Genomic DNA, 14700 nt, shown 5'->3' with positions numbered 1-14700 from the left:
ATTTTGCCCGGTCAGGGCGCGCGCACGTGTGTCGAACCTCATGTGGCTTTCCGCGCAGAGAGCTTCAGACGCCCGCGGCCTTGGTGCAATATTATTGCATTCAAATAACATTTAATTCCGTTTGCCTTGTTTTTAGTGAAAGCCCATCTTTTTTGAAATCGCTCTGCAGCCGTTTTGCTGCGGGGTTTTTGACGCATGACGGAGAGCACGATGTCCGACGCAGTAAACACCCACAACAGATCACAGGACGGCACGGAATCTCCGGATGTTCACGCGCCGCTGCCATTTCTGAGACGATGGGCATATTCCACCAACCACAAGGATATCGGAACGCTCTATCTGCTGTTTTCGATCATGGCCGGACTTTTTGGTACCGGGCTTTCGCTGTTGATCCGGATGGAACTTCAGCAACCCGGCATGCAGATCTTTGGCGATCCCGGCACCTACAACGTCATCGTCAGTGCCCACGGGCTTGTCATGATTTTCTTCGTTCTGATGCCGGCATTGATCGGCGGCTTCGGCAACTGGTTCGTGCCGATTCTGATCGGCGCACCCGACATGGCATTTCCGCGATTGAACAATCTGTCGTTCTGGCTGTTGTTGGTCGCGTTCATGCTCTTCGTTGTTTCGATGTTCGTGGAGGGAGCGCCGGGGACACTGGGTCACGGCGGTGGATGGACGCTGTATCCACCCTATTCCGTCACGGGGCAGCCCGGTCCATCAGTGGACTTCGTCATCCTGGCCATCCACTTGTCGGGCGCATCCTCGATCCTGGGGGCAATCAACTTCATCACCACCATCTTCAACATGCGCGCACCGGGCATGAGCCTGCACAAGATGCCGCTGTTTGCATGGGCGATGCTCGTCACCGCCTTCATGCTTCTGATTTCATTGCCGGTTCTTGCCGGTGCCGTCACCATGCTGCTGACGGATCGTAACTTTGGCACCACCTTCTTCGCCCCCGATGGCGGTGGTGATCCGATCCTCTATCAACACCTGTTCTGGTTCTTCGGGCACCCGGAAGTCTACATCATGATCCTGCCGGCTTTCGGCATCGTCAGTCATGTTGTCTCGACCTTCTCGCGCAAGCCGATCTTCGGGTATCTTGGTATGGTTTATGCGATGGTGGCGATTGGTATTATCGGCTTCATCGTGTGGGCACATCACATGTTTACGGTCGGCCTGTCGGCTGACAGCCAACGCTATTTCATGTTCGCCTCGATGGTCATCGCGGTGCCAACCGGCGTGAAGGTATTTTCCTGGCTGGCGACTATGTGGGGCGGTTCGATTTCCTTCCGCACACCCATGTTGTGGTCGATCGGATTCATCTTCCTGTTCACAGTCGGTGGCGTGACCGGCGTACAAGTTGCCAGTGCCGGTTTTGACCGCGCCGTGCACGACACCTACTACGTGGTTGCGCATTTCCACTACGTGCTGTCACTTGGTTCGGCCTTCGCCATTTTTGCCGGCTGGTACTACTGGTTCCCGAAGATGAGCGGCTACCGCTACAATTCCATTCTCGCCAAGACCCATTTCTGGTTGATGTTCATCGGCGTCAACTTCGTGTTTTTCCCGCAGCACTTTCTGGGTCTTGCCGGCATGCCACGACGTTACGCCGACTATCCGGACGGCTTCGCCGGCTGGAATTTCATCTCGTCGATTGGCTCCTACATCTCGGCGCTGGGCATCCTCGTCTTCCTCATCACCGTGGTGGAGGCCTTCATGAAGAAGCGGCCGGCCGGGAACAATCCCTGGGGCGAGGGGGCAACGACTTTGGAATGGACCCTGTCGTCACCGCCGCCATTCCATCAGTTTCAATTATTGCCCCGGATCGAATGATTTCGGCCCAGCTGGATTCGGCTGGAGTTCGAATGGAGAAGTCAAATGAATGAAGCAGTGGAGAATGGAAGCAGCCTCTGGCCGATCATTATCTTTGCGGTCTACTGGACCTACCTCGTTATAACTTATGAGCAGCACAAACGAGATTGGTTCAAGGCATTCTTCGATCCCAATGGTTCCACGCCCGATGCGGCGGCACGGGAAGGGATCGGCGGTTCATCGGCCGCCGTTCCCGCCACTCTGGACGGTCTCAACGAGAACATCTTTCTGACCTGTGCCGCTAATTCCTACGAGTTCATTGTAAAAAACTACGCCGCAGGGAACATGACGGAGCTCGTTGGGCTTCTTTCTCCCGATGTTCTCGAGGTTTTCTCGATGCATGTCGAAGCCAGAAAGGCGAGGGGTGAAAAACTGGCTCTTGATATCGTGACTCTTTCCGATGTGCGGATTGTCGCAAGGGACACCACCGGCACCCACTCCGAATTCAAGGTCCGGTTCGAAGCAGAGATCGTTGCTTCCGAACCGGTCTCCGACCCCAGCAAACCTCCGCATCACCGGCCGCATCTGTTGAATGCAGTCGATATCTGGACATTCCAGAAGAGAAATAGGGGGTCGAATCCGAACTGGACGCTGGTCGCGACCGAAGCCGGCTGAGCAGACCTAGTCCTGAAATTTTTCGAGTGCTTGTTCATGTCATGACAGGCAAGATTACACGGCACGTCTAAATCAAAATGTCGGAGCGTTCTGTCTTGCTGTTTGCGACGGCATGCAGTCCGGCCAGTGCAGCATCGGCGACACCTCGGTCGGCATTGATGGATTGCACTGCATACACCGGATAGGAGAACATCGGCATTTCCGGGACAAGGTGGAGTTTCCCGGAAGCCACGTAAGGCTGCAACGTGCTCAGCCTGAAATACCCGGATCCGCCGGCCGAAAGGATGTAATTGAGTGCCAGCGGGCCAAGATCCATCTGAATATCCGGCGTGACATCGGGAAAATTCATTTCATGTTGAAGCGTGAATTCCGCCCCCCAATCCATATAGATATAGTCCGAATTGTCGGGAAACCGTCTCTTGGGGTCGGTGGTAGCAAACACCAGTTTCTCCTCCATGAGGAGGTCAATCTTGAGACCCGGCAGATGTTGAGGTGCATACATGATCGCCAGGTCGACCTCGCCCGATGCGACATGCGAGATCATGTCCTTGGGTACATCGACGCGCACCCGAAGTGCAATGTCGGCATGCGCCTCGCGGATCCATTGAATCCAGTTAAGCAGCAGTGGTTGGGCCAGGCTAACCTCACTGCCCACAGTGAGGACCGCGCGGCGGCCCGGAGGTACCGCAACCTGATGCAGGGTGCGCTGCCACAACTGGATAAACATCGGCGCGTGATGGAGAAATTGTTGGCCAGCCGGCGTGAGCGTGGCGCCGCCCTTGTGGCGAATGAAAAGGTCGCGCCCAAGTAATTGTTCGAGAGTGCGAATGCGGGCGCTCACGGTTGTCTGCGCAACATTGAGACGTTCGGAAGCCTTCAGGAAGCTTCCTGTCGAAACGATCGCAATGAAGGTCTTGGCCAGTTCGATGTTCATTCATCACATCGCACAAAAATAGTGCCCAGATGTCAATCAATATCGCTCGCAACCGAAAGAGCCAGGCCGCGAAGCCCTATAAATTATGTGAGTTCGCCTCGGTTTTCGGGCACCCAAGATTTTCTTTCACATCGGGTGCCCAGATCCGGCGCCGAACAGAAGCCGGCTCAGTTTGGCAATGCGGCGCAGAAGCCGCCACTTGGCGCCACGCCTGATCCAAAAGCAAAAATTGGCGGCTGGGCATAGGGGTTGGGTTGGGCCACCGACAGATCAAAGGCGATCAACAGCGCAACCAAGACCATTGCGGTGGTGGCTGTAAGTTTCCGCGTCATGCGCGCGCCTCCAGTCCGAAGCGTGGACGCAGGCCGACACCGACCCACGACCCTGCGAAGCCCGCTGCAAACCAGACCCATCCATGCAGACTGCCGGTCGAAATGCCCGAGAAAAACGCGCCGACATTGCAGCCGAAGGCGAGGCGCGAGGAATAGCCCAGCAGCAAGCCGGCAATCACCGTGGCAATCCAGGCACGCGCGGGCAATTTCTGTAGCGGGGCCGACAGCCCCCCATCACGCCATGTGGCAACAACGAAGGCCCCTGCAATCAACCCAATATTGGTCAACGAGGTGTAGTCAGTCAGAATGCTCTCGCTCAATCGCGCGGTATTGCCCGGTGCTGACCAGAAGCCCGAACCGCCCAGGTCAGCGCCTGTGGCTACAGCGCCCTTGGCGACCCAGAGACCGAGCCCGTAAACCACGCCCCAAGGCTGTCCCGCGACGAGCAGGTTTCCTATGGCAAGTGCGGCAATGATCAGCGCCGCGACGACATAGCGTGCCGGCAGCTTGCGGGTCCCCGGCGCTGCACGCCACAAAAGAAAACCCGCCACCGCGGCCAGAAGGCCAAGCGTGATGGCAAGACCCTGGCCACCCCGGAGCACGATGATCGGCAGACTGCCGAGATCGGTCCACCACAACAGATTGTAGGCGCCGAAAAAACTGCCGATGGCAAAGAACGGCAGCGCCACAAGGCCCACCGCATTTCCGCTGCCGGCATTGACCAGCGTCCCTGATCCACAGCCAAGCACAACCTGCATCGCAGCGCCAAAGACGAAGGCGCCGCCGATCATCGCCCAGCCGATGGGGGCTTCGGCGCCAACCAGTTCGCCGGAATGGCTTTGCAGAAGTGGGATGGCTACGACTGCAACAAGTGCGATTGCCAGCAACTGCGCGAGAATACCGGCCGGTTCGCGGCGCAAGATCATCGCCCGCCACGGGCCTGCAAAACCGAAGCGCAGCCCTTCCAGGGTAATGCCGAAACCAAGCCCGATAGACAACATCAGCCCGAATCGCGCTCCGGCCAGGGCGGCCACGGCGATGATCACAATCAGCGCGCCGATCAACAGCGCGCTACGCCGAAGCGCCTGGTCCCGGAACCGGGGGCCAGGCGTAATGGTTTGTTCAACTGCCGTTGACATCAGTTGCCCATGACTTTGCGAAAGAGTGTCTTGAACAGGCCCGGAACATTGGCCATTTCATGATCGGTCTTGGAATAGCCGACCATCGATTCAGGGTAGAGCTTGACGTTCGGCAACCCGGCGAGTTCGGACATGGCAAACCAGTCGGTGGCGGCCCAGTGTCCGGTATTGCAGAAGGAGACGATTTCCTCGTCCGGCTTCAGGCTGAGCGACGCAGCGATCGTGGCCGCATCCTTTGCATCAACGATCTTGGTCCCGCCCTTGAACCAGGTTGAATGCACCACATTTTCCGCGCCGGGCAGCGTGCCCGGACGGGCGGCGGCGGCATGGCCCTCATCGCCATTGAAGAATGACGCCGGACGCGCGTCGATCAACGAGCCCTTGGTCTGACCTTCGACGACGGAGGCTACTTCGTCGGTATCGGCAAGCCATTGCCGCGAGAAGGTGATGTCGATGGTTGACGGGGTCGGAATCACTGTGGTGGTCTCGAGCGGCAGTTTCGCCTTGGCCCATTCGGTCATGCCGCCGTTAAGGATTGCAAGCTGGGTCAAGCCCGAGGATTTCAGCGTCCAGTAGACACGGGCGGCGGCTCCGAAATCGGAATCGGTATTGCCCTCATGGACAACAACGATGGGCCGGTCATAGGTCACACCAAGATTCTGCAGCCGGGCTTCCAGCTTGGCTTCCGGCACCAGTTGTCCCGGATTGTCCTTTGGTCCACGGAAATCTGCATAAGGAGCCGATACCGCACCCGGTATATGACCCTTTGCATAGGCCTCGCCACGGATGTCGAGGATCAGTGGCGCCTCGGTGGTCAGTTCGGCGCTGAGGGTAGCCGGGTCGATCAGCGGGCCGAACTTTTCTGCAGCGGATACGGCGGAACTGAAGCTGAAAGCGACCAGCGCGGCAATAGCGAAAATCTTCATGGGGGCACCTTTATATAAGTATTAGGCAGTTATCTCGGCCCGCAAATGCCGCGTGTCAAGAAAGGGGAGGGCGCCAGACTGGTTCCGTTCAGGAGTTTTAATCCACGCCACCTCCAAATGGCAAAACAAAACGAGTGTCGAGATGGGCTGAGCAGGCAAGAATTGCCGCGCAAACAGATGCTGAGAGAAATTTGTACTTATTCTACACGCCTGCGCGGAATGCTCGGAATGCTCGGATTGCCGATCCGTGCTGCAGTCAATGGCTGCAATCCGACCTGAAGCGGCACTTAGCTCCATGAAATTCACAACCGGGCGCTGTCAGACGCAACAAGGTGAGACTGACACCACGGTGGGGTGAAAGTTGAAGGACGCATGCGGTTGCACGGGTAAAATGACACCTTGTTGATGCAAATCAACGGCATCACCTCAGACTCATGCGCAGATGCGGGTGAATTGGAGGCTTCATGATCGCTGCTTTTCCGTCTGCCACGGCTCAACCAACCCCCCATGCAACCTTGAAGACGACACCAGCAAAAGTGTTATCCGAGGAGATCTCGGCATGAACTTGTTTGGTTGGCTGAACGATCAACTGCTGCGGATGCAATGGCTTTCCGAGCTTGTAACGGCCGGAGTCTCGGCGGCAGGCCTTGATCCGGCGACACGCCTTGGCGGGTCGGTACATTTTTTCGTCTATGACGTGATCAAGATCTTCATTCTGCTGTCGGTGCTGATTTTTGCCATTTCCTACGTCCAGAGTTTCTTTCCTCCAGAACGCACGCGCCGCATTCTCGGGGGGCGTTCCGGAATCTGGGCCAACACGCTCGCTGCCCTGTTGGGAACCATCACGCCATTCTGTTCCTGTTCGTCGATCCCGATCTTTATCGGCTTCACGGCGGCCGGGCTGCCACTGGCGATCACCTTCTCGTTCCTGATTTCTTCGCCGCTGGTGGATTTGGCCTCAGTCATCCTGCTGGCGTCGATTTTCAACTGGTCGATTGCACTGGCCTATGTCGCGGTGGGACTGGTGCTGGCGGTTGTCGGCGGTACGCTGATCGGCCGCGCCGGGATGGAAGATCAGGTGGCGGACTTTGTTCGCAACGTTCCTGTGCAGGACAATGAAGAGACCATGACGCGGGCTGAACGACTGGCCTTCGCAGGTGAACAGGTGGCAGAAATTGTCCATCGTGTCTGGCTCTATGTGCTGATCGGCGTCGGAATCGGCGCCGCAATCCACAATTGGGTGCCAGCCAACATCATCACGGCGTTACTGGGCCAGGACAACTGGTGGTCGGTTCCGCTGGCTACCGTGGTCGGCATTCCGATGTATGCCGATATTTTCGGAACACTCCCCATCGCTGAGGCTCTGATTGGCAAAGACGTCGGTCTTGGCACGGTTCTGGCTTTCATGATGGCGGTCACGGCATTGTCCTTGCCCTCGATCATCATGCTCAAGCGCGTGGTCAAGACACCGCTGCTGGTGCTGTTTCTCGCGGTCGTCACCGGCGGTATCCTTGCAATCGGTATTCTCTTCAACGCCATCACCTCCTGGTTCATCTGAAAGGAACACTTCCATGATCATCAAGATCCTCGGTTCGGGCTGCAAGAAATGTGTGGCCCTCGGCGATAATGCAAAGGCCGCGGCCGAAGCTGCGGGCAAGCAAGCCGAGATCGTCAAGGTAACGGATTTTGCCGAGATCGCTGGCTATGGCGTGATGTCCACGCCGGGCCTGGTGATTGACGAAAAGCTGGTCTCGGTGGGCAAGGTGCTGACCGCTGAGGAAATCGGAAGGCTGTTGTGACCGACTACCGCGTCACAGCCCGCCGTATCGATAGTCACGGCAGAATTGGCGTGCCCCCATCAGGTGGTCCGGTTTGATTGTTAGTGCATCATGGGCGTCTGGTCCATCGGGACAATGCTTTCCGACGCGGGCGGGCGGTAGCCCAGAGCGCTATGCGGCCTGACGGTGTTGTAGTGGATACGCCATTGCTCGATCAGGATTTGCGCCTCCCTTAGGCTGTAGAAAATTTCGCCGTTCAGCAGCTCGTCGCGGAACCGGGCGTTGAAGCTTTCGCAGTATCCGTTCTCCCATGGTGAGCCTGGCTCTATGTAGGCCGTCTTGGCTCCAACAGCTGCAATCCAATCCCGTACTTTCTGGGCGATAAATTCCGGCCCATTGTCCGACCGAATGTATTCCGGCGGGCCGCGCAGGATGAATAGGTCTGTCAGAGCATCCAGCACGTCCGTTGAGTTGAGCTTGCGGTCCACGCGGATCATGAGTGCCTCCCTGGTGTATTCCCTCTCGCCGTTTGCAAGCAAACGCCTGCCGGGCAGTGGTCGATGATATTCAGCGTCCGATAGACGCGGCCGTCAGCGGTTCGATCCTGGACGAAGTCGTAGGACCAGACGTGGTTTGGCCGTTCCGGTCTGAGACGCACACATGATCCGTCGTTCAGCCTAAGCCGCCCCTTTTTCTTCTGCTTTTGTGGCACTTTCAGCCCTTCACGCCGCCAGATGCGCTCAACCCGCTTATGGTTTACCTGCCAGCCCGCGTTGTTCAGCAGACCGGTGACCATGCGATACCCATAGCGCCCGTACTTGTCGGCCAGTTCGATGATATCATCGGTCAGCCGTTCTTCATCTGCCCGGCCCTGTGGCACCTTGCGCTGTGTGGATCGGTGTTGTCCGAGCGTGCGGCAGGCGCGGCGTTCCGATACGCCGAGCTCCCGCCGCACATGGTCGATGCACTTGCGACGACGCGAAGGGCTTAGAAGTTTCCCTTTGCCGCCTCGGTCAGGATGAGTTTGTCCAGTGTCAGGTCAGACACCGCCCGCCGAAGCCGCTGGTTCTCCTTCTCCAGCTCTTTCAGCCGAGTGAGTTGAGATCGCTGCATCCCGCCATAGAGCTTCCGCCATCGATAAAACGTCTGCTGTGTCACGCCGATCTGGCGCACCGCGTCAGCAATCTAGGGGCTATTCAGACCAAGCTCTACGAAGGGCTGCCGATGCCGTCCCGCGATCTCTGTGGTGAACGGAAGGACATAACCATTCTCTAGCCGCTCATGCACCATACGGCGCAGTTCACCAGCCTCTATCTGTTGTCGAGTTGTCTTTGGCCTGCACCCCTCTGGGCCGACCGGTCCAGCTTCTCGTTCGGCCTTCTTCCGCTGAGCCTCTTCATAGCGGGTTTCGAATGCCAGCAGCCCGTGATGGATGCTGTCGTCACGCACCGTTGGTTTTTCCTTCTGCGTGCTGACCGGCGCATCCTCTATGGATTTTTCAATTGCGTCGTTGTGTTTTATAGTCATCGAACATCTCCTTAAAAAAGCCGTGCAGGGTTCGAGCCCTTTGACCGCGGCTTTTTTTATGGTCGATGCAGACGGTGCATGAGACAAGCGCCGGCGGTTTCCGTGTAATGAGCCGTGCCCCTTGCAGTTGTCGCCGACGAAGGTGTCGCCAACGCTAAAACGCTCCAGGTCGCTTGCAACCGCGAATTAGCCATTCTGCAACAGTTCTGCAGTTGCAGCATTGTTGCAACTTATGTTGACAATGTTGCACGCCACTCCAAAAAACTGAAAGAGCTGTCAACGAATTTTGATTATTGTTTTCATGTGGTTGTGGCGGAGGGGGTGGGATTCGAACCCACGGTACGGTCTCCCGCACGCCGGTTTTCAAGACCGGTGCCTTAAACCGCTCGGCCACCCCTCCGGATGTTCGGGACTGGGCAGAATTCCGGTTACCAATGCCGTGGACAGGCACCGGCCCCGGGGCGCCAGCCCGATTGCGGTTCGAGCGCGCTTTTAGCCCTGCCTCAGGTGGTACGTCAACTTGTTTTGAGGTTGCGACCCGAGCTGTCGCTCACCGGCGTGCCGGGGCATCTTGCCGTGCCAATCACCTGGCCATACCGCAATTTTTTCGGTCCACAATGAAACCGAACGTGGGTGCGGTGCGTAAAGCTCAACAGGTCAAACCCATTGAGCCAGGAGCCCATGCATGTTCGCACGATTTTCAACTTTCATTCTGGCGGTGGCCAGTGTTTCGGTCCTGATTGCCACCAGCGCCCGCGCCGAGCCGCTTGCGGGCAGCGAGCTTAAAAATTTCGTCAACGGCAAACGGATCTATCTGGCGACGCCGTTTGGCGGGGAGTTCCCGCTTACCTACAAACGTTCGGGGGCGGTGACCGGCGACGGAACGGCGCTCGGGCTAGGCAAGTTTCTCGCGCCAAGGGAAACCGGGCGCTGGTGGATCAAGGGCGGCAATCTGTGCCAGCAATGGCCGAGCTGGTATGACGGCAAACCTACCTGCTTTCAGATCACCAAAACCGGCGACAAATCGCTCGACTGGGTTCGTCAGGACGGCCGCCGCGGCACAGCCCGAATCGAGGGATAAGCGCGGGGACTTCAGGTTCCAGGTGCTGGTTCGAAACTCCGGGCAGGGGGCTGAAACCACTATTATTTACGGACTTTTTACCATGTTGGCCGCTTTAACGCCGGTGATTGGGGCCATCAACGCATTTTTGCCATCTTGCGCGGCGAATTAAAGCTTCGATAATGACATAAATCGCATTATTCGAAGGGGACGGGTTTGCAGGGGACACGCTGCCAAATCCAAATGGCAACCGCCAGAGCATCGAGTACCGGCTTGGGACAGAAATACCGTATCAACATCGAAGCAGGGCTGCGTCGCGCGGCCTGCCTTTCGATCCTTGCGCTGATTTCGGTGGGGCTGGCCGGTTGTGGATCCACGTCCAAATCGAGCGGCAAGTCCTCAAGCTCCTTCATTAATACCAAGAGCAAGTTTTCGGTTTCCGAATATGGCGTCGCGGCCAGCCCGCGGGTTTCGGCCTCCAAGCGGCCCAAAAAGGGCGGCGGCCGGGCGCAGTTGGGCAAGCCCTACCGGGTGCGGGGCAAATGGTACACGCCGAAGGAAGATCCTGACTACGACCGCGCCGGGCTTGCATCCTGGTACGGGCCCAATTTTCATGGCCGGCTGACCGCCAATGGCGAAATTTACGATCAGTTCCACCTGTCTGCCGCACACCCGACGTTTCCGTTGCCGAGCTATGCACGGGTTACCAACAAGAAGAATGGGAATTCGGTCATCGTCCGGGTCAACGACCGTGGCCCGTTCGCCCATGGCCGGATCATCGATCTGTCCAACAAGGCGGCCGAACTGCTGGATATGAAACACGAGGGCGTTGCCGCTGTCCGTGTTGAATATGTCGGGCGAGCGCCAGTGGAGGGTGACGACACCCGCTATCTGATGGCAAGCTACCGGCCAGGCGGCTCCGATGCACCGATCGGCGGCAATATCGCGACCGGCGTGATGCTGGCGATGAATGATACGCCCACCAGTCTGCCGGGCGTCCAGGCGGCATCCGCTGCGATGGCCCCACCAGTGACAATCACCACCAGCACCGCGTTCCAGGCTCCGGTCACAAGCGCCGCTGCAGCTTCGTTTGTCGGCTTTCCGTTTGGAACCGCCCTTCCGGCCATCGGTCCGGTGGTACCGGAGCGGCCCTCCTACCTGGCCCCGGTGGCGGCACTGGCCGATGAGTCCGGCGAGGCTCGCGCCGGCCTGCGTGATATCGGCACCGCCTTTTGGGGTGGCCGTGTAACCACCATTGCTGCACGGTTCGATTCAGTTTTGCGTGAGCCTGACAACCGCCGCTAGCAGCACGCGTGCGCAAGCAGATTGTCAAATATCACTCGCTTATCCAAGCCATTGATTTTTATGGGGTTGATTGCTAGAATGGGATTCACGCCCCGATCGCTTCTCCCATGATGGATGGCTATGATGTTTCGGCCACTCTCTGGTTGCCTGATTATTGCCCTGACTTTGCTGCTTGGCATTCTGTCAACACCGGTCTCGGCGCAATTGTTCGAGACCCGCGCCAAGCAGGCTTATCTGGTGGATGCCGACACCGGCACGGTGTTGTTCGCCAAGAACGAAAACGACCCGGTTCCCCCGGCATCGCTGGCCAAGCTGATGACCATGGAAGTGGTGTTCAACGCCATCGAGAGCGGCCGCCTGACGTTGGACGACACTTTTCAGGTCTCCGAAAATGCCTGGCGCACCGGCGGGGCGGCGTCGCGCACCTCCACCATGTTCGCCGAACTCAAATCCTCGATACGACTCGAAGACCTGATCCGCGGCGTGATCGTGCAATCGGCTAATGACGGCTGCATCATCATCGCCGAGGGGATGGCCGGTTCCGAAGATAATTTTGCCCGGCTGATGACCGAGCGCGCCCGCGCCATCGGGCTGACCGACTCGGTGTTCGGTAATTCAAGCGGCCTGCCGCATCCCGATTCCAAGGTGACCATGAAGGATCTGGTGACACTGGCACGGCATATCCAGTCCACCTATCCGCAGTTCTACAAGTATTACTCGGAGCCTGATTTTACCTGGAACAAGATCACGCAGCGCAACCGCAATCCGTTGTTGGGCCTCGACATCGGCGTCGACGGCCTGAAGACCGGCTTTACCGAGGAATCGGGTTACGGCATCGTCTCGTCGATCAAGCGTGACGGACGGCGACTGTTTCTGGCCATGAGCGGTATGGCGAGCCAACGCGAGCGCGCCGAAGAAGCCCGCAAGATTCTGGAATGGGGCATCCGCGCCTTCGATCGGAAACAGCTTTTCTCAGAGGGTGAAACCATTGCCGAAGTCGGCGTGTATGGCGGCGAGACACCGGCGGTCCTGAATGCCAAGGGCCCGGTCGACATTCTGTTGCCAATCACCAATCCGGATCGGCTGACCGCGCGAATCACCTATCACTGGCCATTGCGCGCTCCACTCGAGGCGGGCGCCGAAATTGCTGTGCTCAAGGTCTATATCGGCGATACGCTGTCCCAGGAAACGCCGCTCTATGCGGTCAATGCTGTCCGCAAGGGGGCGCTGCACAGCCAGGCACTGGACGCGTTGCTCGAACTTGCGCAATTCTGGCGATAAGACAGCCTGCAAGCGTTCAATTCTGCTGCAATATGCTCTAGACACGGTGAAAGCCCGGTGCGCCGGGAGCAAACCAACAACAGATCCCTGACGCGGGTTGCGTTGGCGGCGATCGGGATAATCAGACGTGAGCAAAAGCACAGGGCGCTTCATCACATTTGAAGGCGGCGAGGGCGTCGGCAAATCGACCCAGATTCATCGGCTGGCCAATGTGCTCAGGCGCCGTGGTCATGACGTGCTGGTCACGCGCGAGCCGGGAGGCTCGCTTGGCGCCGAAGCCGTGCGCCATGTACTGTTGTCGGGCGCGGCCGAGGAATTCGGCGTGCGCATGGAAGCCATCCTGTTTGCCGCCGCGCGCAGCGATCACGTCGAGGAAGTCATTCGCCCGGCAATTGCCGAGGGCACGATCGTGCTGTGCGACCGGTTCATGGATTCAAGCCGGGTCTATCAGGGCGTCACCGGCAATCTGGAACCGCAATTCATGGCCAATCTGGAACGCATTGCCGTCAATGGCATGGTGCCGGACCTGACGCTGGTGCTCGACCTTCCGGCAGAGGCTGGTCTCGGGCGGGCCAAGGCGCGCGAGGTTGTCGGCGCTATCCCGGACCGGTTCGAGAAAGAAGAATTGGCCACTCATGAGAAGCGGCGCGAAGCGTTCAGGGACTTGACCCGCAACGAACCGGATCGCTGCAAGCTAATCAACGCCAACCAGTCTGAAGACGCCGTCGCGCTGGCAATCCTGGCAGCAACGGAGCCGGTGCTGCCAAACGGTGACGTGGATACGTCAACAGCGGAACATCCGGCATGAACGCTACCCAACACGGCTTGTTGGAGGGAGCAATCCCACCGTCGCAGAATACCGTGCTCTTCGGGCATGACGCAGCACAGACCTTTCTTGCCAACGCCTACCGGTCGGGCCGCATGCACCACGCCATCCTGATCGAGGGCGCTGAAGGCATTGGCAAGGCGACACTGGCTTACCGGTTTGCCCATCACGTGCTCTCCCATCCCGATCCTTCCTCAGCACCAGACCGTCTTGCGGACCCAGATCCCAACGACATGGTCAGCCGGCAGATCGCGTCGGGCGCGTCGCATCACCTGCTGCATCTGGCGCGTCCGGTGGATGAGAAGACCGGCAAGGCCAAGTCGGTGATTACCGTCGACGAGGTACGCAAGGCCGGCAAATTCTTCAACCAGACCTCCGGCACCGGCAACTGGCGGATTGCGATCATCGATCCCGCCGATGACCTTAACCGCAATGCCGCCAACGCGATCCTCAAGATCCTGGAGGAGCCGCCGAAACAATCACTGTTTCTGGTGCTTTCGCATACGCCGGGCCGGTTGCTGCCGACCATCCGCTCGCGCTGCCTGTCGCTGCGGCTGCAGCCATTGTCGCCCCCCGATGTGAACCGGGCGTTGGGGCATCTGGGCAACGCTCCGGGCGAGAACGATGCGATCGTTCGGCTCAGTGAAGGCAGCGTCGCCAGGGCGCTGCTGATGCGCAATTATGGTGGCGCCGACATTGCCGAGGCCTTTGTCGCTATTCTGGAGAGCGGCAGCCTTAGCAATCGCGAACCAATCCACAAGCTCGCCGAAACGCTGGCCGCGCGCGACCGCGACGTGGCCTACCAGTTCTTCACCGAACTGACGGTCGACCGTGTGCGGGCCATGGCGCATGATGCGGGCGCGGCCGGCGATCTCATGGAAGCCGACCGGCTGGCGCGGTTGTCGGCGGTGCTGGTCGAGCATTTTGCCACCGCCGCAGCCTATAATCTGGACCGCAAACAGACGGTTATGCATGTCTTCACACTGTTTTTTGAAGGCAGCTAGGAACTTCTGGCATGGCATCGGCCCACTTTATCGCTTATGACGGCGGCGGGCATGGAGCCAATAGTAGGTCAGGCCCCGGACATGAAATTCGAAGG

General features: G+C 58.5%; 14 protein-coding genes, 1 tRNA gene and 1 pseudogene. 9 read left to right on the top strand and 7 right to left on the bottom strand.

The genetic code is table 11. The annotated features are described in order from the left end of the window. Positions 1–210: 210 nt before the first annotated feature. Entirely contained in the window at positions 211–1839 is a 1629-nt protein-coding gene (ctaD, locus tag ACK6D9_RS13415) for a cytochrome c oxidase subunit I (protein ID WP_412048891.1), read from the top strand. Between the two features lie 45 nt (positions 1840–1884). Continuing rightward, positions 1885–2493 carry a Tim44/TimA family putative adaptor protein gene (locus ACK6D9_RS13410; protein WP_412048890.1) on the top strand — a complete coding sequence of 203 codons (609 nt, stop codon included), beginning with the start codon at positions 1885–1887 and terminating at the stop codon, positions 2491–2493. A 67-nt stretch (positions 2494–2560) separates the two neighbouring features. Here the strand turns inward: ACK6D9_RS13410 and ACK6D9_RS13405 are convergent, their stop codons facing one another. The 4 genes from ACK6D9_RS13405 to ACK6D9_RS13390 all read right to left on the bottom strand — a co-directional run bounded on the left by ACK6D9_RS13405 (position 2561) and on the right by ACK6D9_RS13390 (position 5824). After that, complete coding sequence (locus ACK6D9_RS13405; RefSeq protein WP_412048889.1) at positions 2561–3427, bottom strand: LysR family transcriptional regulator; 867 nt, start codon at positions 3425–3427, stop codon at positions 2561–2563. Between the two features lie 167 nt (positions 3428–3594). Further along, the gene (locus ACK6D9_RS13400) at positions 3595–3759 is read right to left on the bottom strand and encodes a hypothetical protein (RefSeq protein WP_412048888.1); all 165 of its coding nucleotides are present in this window, start codon (positions 3757–3759) and stop codon (positions 3595–3597) included. After that, positions 3756–4898, bottom strand: coding sequence for a YeeE/YedE family protein (locus ACK6D9_RS13395; RefSeq protein WP_412048887.1), 1143 nt, complete (start codon positions 4896–4898; stop codon positions 3756–3758). The genes ACK6D9_RS13400 and ACK6D9_RS13395 overlap by 4 nt, the downstream gene beginning before the upstream one ends. Then, positions 4898–5824, bottom strand: a complete 927-nt coding sequence (locus ACK6D9_RS13390; RefSeq protein WP_412048886.1) for a sulfurtransferase — start codon at positions 5822–5824, stop codon at positions 4898–4900. The genes ACK6D9_RS13395 and ACK6D9_RS13390 overlap by 1 nt, the downstream gene beginning before the upstream one ends. Positions 5825–6383: 559 nt before the next feature. Here ACK6D9_RS13390 and ACK6D9_RS13385 point away from each other — a divergent pair. Continuing rightward, positions 6384–7382, top strand: a complete 999-nt coding sequence (locus ACK6D9_RS13385) for a permease (protein ID WP_412048885.1) — start codon at positions 6384–6386, stop codon at positions 7380–7382. A 13-nt stretch (positions 7383–7395) separates the two neighbouring features. After that, positions 7396–7623, top strand: a complete 228-nt coding sequence (locus ACK6D9_RS13380) for a thioredoxin family protein (protein WP_412048884.1) — start codon at positions 7396–7398, stop codon at positions 7621–7623. A gap of 80 nt (positions 7624–7703) precedes the next feature. Here ACK6D9_RS13380 and ACK6D9_RS13375 read toward each other — a convergent pair. The 3 genes and pseudogenes from ACK6D9_RS13375 to ACK6D9_RS13365 form a co-directional block, all read right to left on the bottom strand. Then, positions 7704–8787, bottom strand: a pseudogene (locus tag ACK6D9_RS13375) (IS3 family transposase); the annotation flags it as partial. After that, positions 8788–9129, bottom strand: a complete 342-nt coding sequence (locus tag ACK6D9_RS13370; RefSeq protein WP_412048883.1) for a hypothetical protein — start codon at positions 9127–9129, stop codon at positions 8788–8790. It abuts the pseudogene before it with no gap. 310 nt (positions 9130–9439) lie between these two features. Continuing rightward, positions 9440–9529: transfer RNA gene (locus ACK6D9_RS13365), tRNA-Ser, on the bottom strand. Between the two features lie 285 nt (positions 9530–9814). Between ACK6D9_RS13365 and ACK6D9_RS13360 the strand changes: the two genes are divergently transcribed. From ACK6D9_RS13360 to ACK6D9_RS13340, 5 genes are all read left to right on the top strand, one after another. Continuing rightward, on the top strand, positions 9815–10210 hold the full coding sequence (locus ACK6D9_RS13360) for a hypothetical protein (RefSeq protein WP_412048882.1): 396 nt from the start codon (positions 9815–9817) through the stop codon (positions 10208–10210). A gap of 222 nt (positions 10211–10432) precedes the next feature. Next, positions 10433–11494, top strand: coding sequence for a septal ring lytic transglycosylase RlpA family protein (locus ACK6D9_RS13355; protein WP_322989093.1), 1062 nt, complete (start codon positions 10433–10435; stop codon positions 11492–11494). Between the two features lie 123 nt (positions 11495–11617). Then, positions 11618–12775, top strand: a complete 1158-nt coding sequence (locus ACK6D9_RS13350) for a D-alanyl-D-alanine carboxypeptidase family protein (protein WP_412048881.1) — start codon at positions 11618–11620, stop codon at positions 12773–12775. 127 nt (positions 12776–12902) lie between these two features. Then, positions 12903–13583, top strand: a complete 681-nt coding sequence (gene tmk, locus ACK6D9_RS13345; protein ID WP_322989095.1) for a dTMP kinase — start codon at positions 12903–12905, stop codon at positions 13581–13583. After that, positions 13580–14605 (top strand): DNA polymerase III subunit delta', encoded by a 1026-nt coding sequence (locus ACK6D9_RS13340; protein ID WP_322989096.1) that lies wholly within the window; start codon positions 13580–13582, stop codon positions 14603–14605. Before tmk ends, ACK6D9_RS13340 begins: the two co-directional genes overlap by 4 nt. Positions 14606–14700 lie beyond the last annotated feature (95 nt).

Origin of the sequence: Hoeflea sp. Naph1 (assembly GCF_046837775.1) — a bacterium.
Classification (GTDB): Bacteria; Pseudomonadota; Alphaproteobacteria; order Rhizobiales; family Rhizobiaceae; genus Hoeflea.
The sequence above is the reverse complement of the archived record's forward strand: the minus strand, read 5'-3'. Positions and strand labels throughout refer to the sequence as shown.

Bases quoted from the DNA above. Each gene is read 5' to 3' on its own strand.
- ACK6D9_RS13410 (WP_412048890.1), top strand. From the start codon at position 1,885: ATGAATGAAGCAGTGGAGAATGGAAGCAGCCTCTGGCCGATCATTATC.
- ACK6D9_RS13400 (WP_412048888.1), bottom strand. From the start codon at position 3,759: ATGACGCGGAAACTTACAGCCACCACCGCAATGGTCTTGGTTGCGCTG.
- ACK6D9_RS13350 (WP_412048881.1), top strand. From the start codon at position 11,618: ATGTTTCGGCCACTCTCTGGTTGCCTGATTATTGCCCTGACTTTGCTG.
- ACK6D9_RS13380 (WP_412048884.1), top strand. From the start codon at position 7,396: ATGATCATCAAGATCCTCGGTTCGGGCTGCAAGAAATGTGTGGCCCTC.
- ACK6D9_RS13340 (WP_322989096.1), top strand. From the start codon at position 13,580: ATGAACGCTACCCAACACGGCTTGTTGGAGGGAGCAATCCCACCGTCG.
- ACK6D9_RS13395 (WP_412048887.1), bottom strand. From the start codon at position 4,898: ATGTCAACGGCAGTTGAACAAACCATTACGCCTGGCCCCCGGTTCCGG.
- ACK6D9_RS13355 (WP_322989093.1), top strand. From the start codon at position 10,433: ATGGCAACCGCCAGAGCATCGAGTACCGGCTTGGGACAGAAATACCGT.
- ACK6D9_RS13405 (WP_412048889.1), bottom strand. From the start codon at position 3,427: ATGAACATCGAACTGGCCAAGACCTTCATTGCGATCGTTTCGACAGGA.
- ACK6D9_RS13370 (WP_412048883.1), bottom strand. From the start codon at position 9,129: ATGACTATAAAACACAACGACGCAATTGAAAAATCCATAGAGGATGCG.
- ACK6D9_RS13385 (WP_412048885.1), top strand. From the start codon at position 6,384: ATGAACTTGTTTGGTTGGCTGAACGATCAACTGCTGCGGATGCAATGG.
- ctaD (WP_412048891.1), top strand. From the start codon at position 211: ATGTCCGACGCAGTAAACACCCACAACAGATCACAGGACGGCACGGAA.
- ACK6D9_RS13360 (WP_412048882.1), top strand. From the start codon at position 9,815: ATGTTCGCACGATTTTCAACTTTCATTCTGGCGGTGGCCAGTGTTTCG.
- ACK6D9_RS13390 (WP_412048886.1), bottom strand. From the start codon at position 5,824: ATGAAGATTTTCGCTATTGCCGCGCTGGTCGCTTTCAGCTTCAGTTCC.